Source organism: Erythrobacter donghaensis (assembly GCF_001557325.1).
Lineage (GTDB): Bacteria > Pseudomonadota > Alphaproteobacteria > Sphingomonadales > Sphingomonadaceae > Erythrobacter > Erythrobacter donghaensis_B.
On the sequence record NZ_LSJS01000227.1, the window covers coordinates 1 to 7,077 of the forward strand.

The 7,077-nt window shown below is 65.5% G+C and carries 8 protein-coding genes; 1 reads left to right on the plus strand and 7 read right to left on the minus strand.

Features of this window, described 5'->3' with window-relative positions:
- Positions 1-220: 220 nt before the first annotated feature.
- The 6 genes from AX692_RS14005 to AX692_RS14030 are packed head-to-tail and all read right to left on the minus strand — an operon-like array spanning position 221 to position 6,181.
- Positions 221-535: a DUF3768 domain-containing protein gene (locus AX692_RS14005; RefSeq protein WP_066271084.1), complete on the minus strand. Its 315-nt coding sequence runs from the start codon at positions 533-535 to the stop codon at positions 221-223.
- The gene (locus tag AX692_RS14010) at positions 532-1,494 is read right to left on the minus strand and encodes a hypothetical protein (protein WP_073976503.1); all 963 of its coding nucleotides are present in this window, start codon (positions 1,492-1,494) and stop codon (positions 532-534) included. The genes AX692_RS14005 and AX692_RS14010 overlap by 4 nt, the downstream gene beginning before the upstream one ends.
- Entirely contained in the window at positions 1,491-1,811 is a 321-nt protein-coding gene (locus AX692_RS14015; protein WP_066270975.1) for a hypothetical protein, read from the minus strand. The genes AX692_RS14010 and AX692_RS14015 overlap by 4 nt, the downstream gene beginning before the upstream one ends.
- A complete protein-coding gene (locus tag AX692_RS14020) occupies positions 1,808-2,446 on the minus strand; it encodes a DUF7007 domain-containing protein (protein WP_066270973.1) in 639 nt (212 codons plus the stop codon). The genes AX692_RS14015 and AX692_RS14020 overlap by 4 nt, the downstream gene beginning before the upstream one ends.
- Positions 2,447-2,492: 46 nt before the next feature.
- On the minus strand, positions 2,493-4,886 hold the full coding sequence (locus tag AX692_RS14025; protein ID WP_066270969.1) for a DNA cytosine methyltransferase: 2,394 nt from the start codon (positions 4,884-4,886) through the stop codon (positions 2,493-2,495).
- A 44-nt stretch (positions 4,887-4,930) separates the two neighbouring features.
- Positions 4,931-6,181 carry a hypothetical protein gene (locus tag AX692_RS14030; RefSeq protein WP_196490148.1) on the minus strand — a complete coding sequence of 417 codons (1,251 nt, stop codon included), beginning with the start codon at positions 6,179-6,181 and terminating at the stop codon, positions 4,931-4,933.
- Positions 6,182-6,304: 123 nt separating this feature from the next.
- Here AX692_RS14030 and AX692_RS14035 point away from each other — a divergent pair, with 123 nt between their 5' ends.
- On the plus strand, positions 6,305-6,790 hold the full coding sequence (locus AX692_RS14035) for a hypothetical protein (protein ID WP_066117716.1): 486 nt from the start codon (positions 6,305-6,307) through the stop codon (positions 6,788-6,790).
- 32 nt (positions 6,791-6,822) lie between these two features.
- On the opposite strand, the gene AX692_RS19150 is transcribed toward AX692_RS14035, so the two are convergent.
- Positions 6,823-7,077: hypothetical protein (locus AX692_RS19150; RefSeq protein ID WP_230960744.1), on the minus strand; the 255-nt coding region annotated here is incomplete at its 5' end.

A 7,077-nucleotide genomic window follows, 5' to 3' on the forward strand; every position in this document is an offset into this window, starting at 1 on the left:
CTTACCAACCCAAGGGCCCAACCTTGGCAACCGCATCAGAGTTTGCAACAGAGCCGTTTGGTCCGCATCCGCCTTTGCTCGATCCGGGGATGTGAATACGGATTATGGTGCGCGGGAACGGCCGCGACCGGATACAAGTCTATGCACGGATAGTGCATCAGCTGACCTCGGAACGAATGAAGCCAATCCTTGAGCATTGCGTGTGGGGGCCCCCAACGCGTCAACAGAAGGAACCGTTCAATGCGATCTTGACAAGGCCCGGATCATACAAGTCGATCTTGAACCACACGGGCATGTCGCGGAACGTCATCTGCCCGAAGTCGCGTTCGCCATGGGCATCGTTGACGAAAGCGTGCTGACGCATGGCTTTCATCATTTCGGCCTGGGCGAGCAGCCCGTTGGGCGTGTCGTCCGAGCAGAACTCAGCGAGGCATGCCCGGGTGAAGTTGACGAGTGCGGTTCGATCGAGCCCTTGGCGCGCGCGGTCGTTGAGGCGCGCGATTTGTTCGGCGCGAGTGAGTGTTTCGCTGATCATGCGGCCAGCTCCAGCTGTGCGTTGAATTGGGAGATCCAGTCCGCCAGGTGCGGGCGTTCCGGGAGCGGGATGTCGGCCGCGGCGTCCTGAAAGAGCCGCAGCGCAGTCGGCGCCTCGTGCGCGATGCGATCGATCTCGCCCTCAGGGAGCAGCTGTTCCGCGCGGATGAAGTCGGTCATTCGGCCGGGTCGCTTCTTGGTCGTGGTGCGCCAGAGGCCTTCCACGGTGCGGAGCCGCGGCGCGGCCCGGGCCTCGATCAGGACGATGAGCCGCAGGCACCATGCAGGGAGGTCGCGGATCTCGTCAGGCTGCGAGCCGCAGCACATGAAGCAGGCCGATTTCGGCGGGACCGGGAGGCCTTCGGCCTCGATCCGAGCGATGCAATCGTCGCGCGTCCAGCCCCATTCCCGCAAGGGGTAACGGCATTCGAAGCGGTCGCTTGGGATGGTAAGCGCATGCGCGTGACGCCGCGTGTCCGCCGGCGACGCGTCGTAGCCGATCAGGCGGATGACCTTCTGGCCGCGCGCCCATGCGTCGATGGCCGGCTGCCATGTCTCGACGAACTTGTCCTGGGGCGCGATCTTCCATTTGAGGCTGCAGCTGTGTCGGCCGAGGCTGATCGACGGCAGCGTGGCGTTGGTCAGCACGTTCTCGAGCAGGCTCATGTAGGGCGGCCAGTGTTTGAAGCGCTGCGGGACGTAGCGGCAGACCCGAAAGTCGATGCCGTGCGCGGCCATCCATGGCCGGATGACGTCGAGGTAGGCGTAAGTGGCTGGCTTTTCGCTCCCGGTATCCGCGGTGAGAACCAGATCGGGCTTTCGGCCCTGCGCGACGAGCTCGATGAGCATCGCGGTCGAGTCGACTCCGATACCGTAGGCGAGCACGATGGGCGGGTTGCGCAGGTCGAGCACGTCCACCGCGCGCCGCGGCCTCGTCGTGAGGAACGCCGGCGCGTTCATGCCGCGATCGGCAGCGACGCCGCCCAATCGTATTCGGGGAGCTCCGCGACAAGAGGTCCGTCGCAGTCCCACATGATCCACTGGCAGCCTTCGCGCTTGGCGACGTGGATCGCGGAGCGGATTTCCAGGGGCACGTCATGCGCTTCGGTAATGCCGACGTCGTCGCAGACGTGCATGAACCACCCGTAGTCGCCCTTTTCGAAGCACGACCAGGGGCACCGGGGCATCCAGTCGCGCGCGGTCGCGGGGTGCATGTGGGCCGTGCTGAGGACGAGCGAGCGCGCGATCTCGAAGTCGTTGCCGATGCCGCCGGTCACAGCGCGACTTCCTTGGTCGCAGGGGCATCGCCATCGATGCGCACAGCGCCGATCGCGTCGAACCCGTTGATCGCCGAACTGTTGTAGGCGTCCTTGTCGACGAGGCCCTGGATCGTCTCTCCGTTGGCGTAGCGGGCGAAACCGAGCGCATCGACGCCGGTCACGCGGCGAGCGACAACCCCAACCTTGCCCTTCGGAACCCAGTCGGCCCAATCGCCGCTGGCGCTTGTGACGACGAATTCACCGATCAGCGCGGTGTAGGCGGCGCGTCGTTGCAGGACCGGGCTCGCATCTTCCGGTACCGCTTCGCCGGTATAGGCGGTGAACCGGTCGGGATGCCACGCGCGGAGGCTCGATCGCGCATTGTCAGCGAGAAGCGCTGCGCATCGACGTCCCGACGCGCGGTATTCAGCTTCGAAAGCAACGATGGCGAGGCACCAGTCCACGTCCTCTTCGTAGAACGGGTCCGCCAGTCGCAGCGCAGCAGGCATCGCGGCCTGGCGCTCTTCCGACAGGATGATGCCGCCATGGCTGGCGGTGTGAACCTCCCACACTCCCGGAAGGATCTGCTCGGACTGTTGGGGGGAGCCCCACAGGGTCGCGACAGGCGCTGGAACGGATTGAAACTTGTGCATTGCTCGTCTCCTCAACCGGATCGGGCACCCCCCTCCCCCTTCCCTTTCATCCCAGGGCGTCGAGCCGAAAGGCGGACTGGTCGTTGTCGATCGCCAGAGCCATCGCGCCGGGTTTGACCCAGATCTCCCGGGTGCTGAGGAAGAAGGTCTCCCCCTGCTCGGCCAGGAGGATCGTCTCACCGATCGTCTCGGCCATTCCGGTGGCGGCTGCGCCGGGGACCATGTTTCCGATCCATTCGCGCTTGGTGACGTCGCTTCCGTCGATGAGGTCGAACGCTTCCCGGCAGTGCCATTCGATGCCCTGCTCGCCCTGGACTGCGGTGAAGATCTCCTCGGGGTCGAACAGCGCCTGCAGCGCGGCAAGATCGAGTGTCGTGAACGGCCGATGCCATGTGCCGTCGGTCGCGATGATCCGGCAGACGAGGCGGTCGTTGGCGGCGGGCAACTCGAAGCGCTCGGCCTCGATATCCGTCGGGCGCGGGTCCGGCACCGAATTGAAGCCGTTGTCGTGGCAGGCCGATCCGCTCACGGAGTACGAGGACTGTTTCCAGTCGACGACACCGTAATGCCCGCCGGTCTGGTAGTGCTCGCGGCGTTCGTCGGCGACGCACGGTTGCCCTCCGGTGACGCTGTGGCCGCCCGCGATGGTTCCCGACGGGTCGCTGTAGGGTGTGACTCGCAGGATGTTGCGATGCCGCTGGTTTCCCCAGCTGGGGCGGGGATCGGCGACGGCGAAGGCACCCTCGCCCGTCGAGCTCGCGCCGATCACGGCGCGGCTGCTCTCCGAGAACGGCGTAACCTTGTATTTCCGGCTGCTGTAGGTCTCGCTGGTAGCGCCGCGCGGATCCGCGACAGCAATCCCGCCCGCTGCCCCGCCCGGTCCGGCTACCGCTGGTGACGGGGTGTCGAACGGCACGATGCGGAATACGTTGTTATACCGGGGGCGGTCGCCGATCAGACGCGGGTCGCTGACTGCATAGGGGCCGGTTCCGACGCTGACGTCGCCTTTGACGCAGGCCGCGGGCTTGTCCCAAGGGCGCACGCCGAGCTGGACGCTGCGGGCATGGCCATTCACGCGAGGGTCCGCGACCGAGAAGGCGCCGGTGCTGGGTTTCGGATCGCCGGTTACCGTGCCGGTCGGCTCGCCCGACCAGGTGTTGACGCCGAGGACGTGGCGATGCGTCGCGGGTCCGTAATTCGGCCGCGGGTCGGCAACCGAGAGCGCTCCCCCTGCTGGGTGACGAGCACCCGTGACGGCCTTGGCCGGTCGGACGAAGTCGGCGACAGCCAGAATGTTCTGGTGGGTGCCCGCGCCGTAACCCGGTCGGGGGTCGGCAACGCTGTGCGCTCCGTTGTGCGGGCGGCTCGCGCCGGCGACGACACGGCTGCTGTCCGCCCACGTCCGAACCCCTAGGGCCTCGTTGTGCCAGGCCTCCCCGGGGCGGGGATCCGCGACGGCAAATCGGCCCTGCCCCCGAGCACGCTGCCCGGTGATGACGGGCGCGCTGTCGGTCCAAGCGTTTACGCCAAGGGCGTTGTCCCGCAGGTGGGCTTCGGGCACGATCCCGTAATCGCGCAGCTGGCCGTCGACGACGGCGAGATCGTTGAGCGCGCGCCAGTCTTTTCCTGCTGGCACAAGCGCGAGGCGTAGCCAGGTCTTCCACTGCAGCGCCGGGATGCGGTGCATAGGCCCCGCGATCGGGTCACCCGGCAGCGGGAGCTTGCCGATCACTTCGCCGACGCCGCGAAGGCGATGGTGGCGGGGCTGATAGACGAACGGCGGGATCTTCTTCGTGTGGCGGGCGATCAACAGCGCACGTTTGCGGCTCTGCGCCAGATTTCCGATGATGCCGCAGTCGTGAACATCGATGTTGACGCTGTAACCGTAGCAGCGGAACAGCGCGGTTATCTGGTCAAGGAGCCAGCGGCCGCGATTGAGGATGCGCGGCACGTTCTCGAACAGGATGATCGGAATGGGGTCATCCTGATATGCCTCGAGCGTCAGCCAGACACCGCGCAGCGCGAGGCGGTTCAGCGCTTGGTACTTGTCCGTTTTCGACTGCTTGGCGGACAGGAGGCCAGAGAAGCCCTTGCATGGGCTGGACTGGAAGAGGACGTCGACGTTTTCGCCGAAGATTCGCCGAATGTCTGCCGGCGCGGCCTCGCGCCAGTCCGACGGGGGTTCGGCGCCGTGGAAGGCGCGATACTGCTCGCGATCGAACAGATCGAGGACGGTGCCCGGAGTGCCGGTGATCCGCTCGAAATTGCGGATGGCACCGGGGTCGACGTCGATTCCGCCGGCGCAGACGAATCGACCCTGCATCGGGCCGACGCGCACCCTCGCCTTCTGGAAGCCGATGGCCCCGCCACCGATCCCGCAGAATAGGTGGGCGTGGCGGATGTCGCGGACGATCGTCGGCGAGGAAGTGAAGGGAACCATGGCTCGTCTCCTGTTGGATTCGAGCCGCTCTTCCCCCTCCCCTTTCAGCCGATGCCCAGGTTCGCCTTCAGGATGGCCTCGATGCCGTGGTCGCGAAGCGTCGCGGCGCGCGCGAAGACGGTTGGGCCCAGCTCGGCCAGCGCGGCGATCTTGCGCTGCTTGGCGTCGATGTAGTCGGGTTCGTCGTTGGCGATGACTTCGAGCGCCGCCTCGATCAGTTCGCCGGTACTGTTGTCACGGATGTCGAGGACGAGATCCGGCCTTAGCGGACCTGCCCTGGTGGTGAGATCGAAGAGAGGGCGCTTGAAGCCTATGTCGATCTGCCGCCGACGCCAGCGGTACTGAAGGTCGAGAAGGCCGATGACGGCGTCACGCTCGGCCTGGCTGTGCACCGCGATGAAGCTGGATGGGCGGGCGATCGGCTGCGCATAGCCGCGGAGCGCGGCAAAGCCGTCACGCGGGTTGTGTTCGCCTACGACGACGAGGACGAGGTAAGGCGGTCCGACCCGCGCTCCGGCATATTGGATCCGCGTTTTGACCTCGAGCTCGCGGCCTTCGGCGAGTGTGATGGTCGTTCCTGAAATGTCGAGAGCGTAGAGCGCAAGGAAGGCTTGCGGCGCCAGGCCCGAAGGCCATTTCGCCGCGGCTTTGCGCAGGCGGGCGAACACCACATTCCGATCGTAGGGGTCGACATGGGTGTAGAAGTGCTTCGCGAGGGGAATACCTGGCGCGATGTCCAGTCGCTCTGCAGCGCGGCGTAGGCGAGCGAATTCCTTCGCCATCGAAGTGTCCCGTCCTTGATCCGGAGGGAGGGGTTCGACGACGTTGACGTGCGCCATTTCCATGAGGAGCCACAGCAGGCGCGCGAGACGCGGTATCGCAACGCCCCGGGTTCGGTCGTCGGGTTCACTGTCGTCCGGCATGGCCGCCAGCTTCTCCGGCGCCAAGCGGTGCGCATTGAACAGGCCGTGCGGCTCATCGATCGTCGAAGGGATTGCGCTGCGCTTTTCGCGGAATCGCTGTGGGGCCTGCTCGCGGTAGAACGGACAGTCTGTCAGATGCTCGGGGCGCTTCTGCCGGGTGCTGGTCAGCCGCCGAAGGTAGTAGGTTTCTGCCTCGGACAGGTAGGACGGCGACATCAATGGCGGCGGCGTTTCACCGCCCAGACAGTCGCAGGCGATCCACTGGCCGTGTGTCCGCGCTTTGACCACCATCGTGACGCTGGCCCGATGATCGGCGTCAGTGCCCTCCCCTTCGTACCAGCGCACGAGCGCGTCGCGGACGACAACAGGCACGTCCGTGCGGAGAGACAGGCCTCTCGAATGGCGAGGCACCAACCACATGCGCGACACCTACCGCATTGGTCGTTGACGGTCTAGTCTGTTCACTGTATGTTCATGGACAAGGAGACCCTCGTCATGAAGCGTTCGGTATTCACCAATCGGTTCGATCTCGACATCACGCTGCGCGATGCCAGCGTCGACCTGGGCAATCGCCCGACCCGGCGCATGCTTGCGGCGGCGGCGATCGGTATGGATGTCGAGGACAGCTATTTCTCGACGGTCGAACTGCGCGAAGCGGTCGAGTGGGTTCACGAGGGTGTGGCGGGCGCCAAGCTGAAGTTGTCGATGATCCTCGGTAACGAGTGCGACGATTTCCAGCGCTGTCTCTACTACATTCTGGCGGGCCGGGGTGTCGTGCAGATGCTCGACGACCTCATGTGGCTTGAAGAGTTGCTCAAGGCGCGCGGGAAGGTCGCTGGCAAGCTGGCCAAGCGCCGCGTCGCCACGATGCCGCTGGTCAAGCCTTACGTCGCGAGTGAGCCGGACGGGCCGGTGGTAAAACCTGATCGGGATTTCCGGCAGGGTGCCTCGTGGTATCTCGATCCGACTCTGGCCGAGTAAGCGGTCAATCGATTGAGGATGGTCGGGGCGCGTTACGAGCGCACCTCGACCACCACCCTTCCCGAGGTCTCTGATGGATCGCCGACCCGAAAGGGCTGCAACGGGTTGTCGGTGTGAATGACGGCCATCGGCTTGCCGAGGACATCCAGCAATCGGCCCGCGATCCTCTGGGCATGGGTCCGGCTGCAGAGATCCTGGCGCTTTCTGCTGAACTGGCCGTTGGTTGATGCGGCGGGCTCTGTTGCAAACTCTGATGCGGTTGCCAAGGTTGGGCCCTTGGGTTGGTA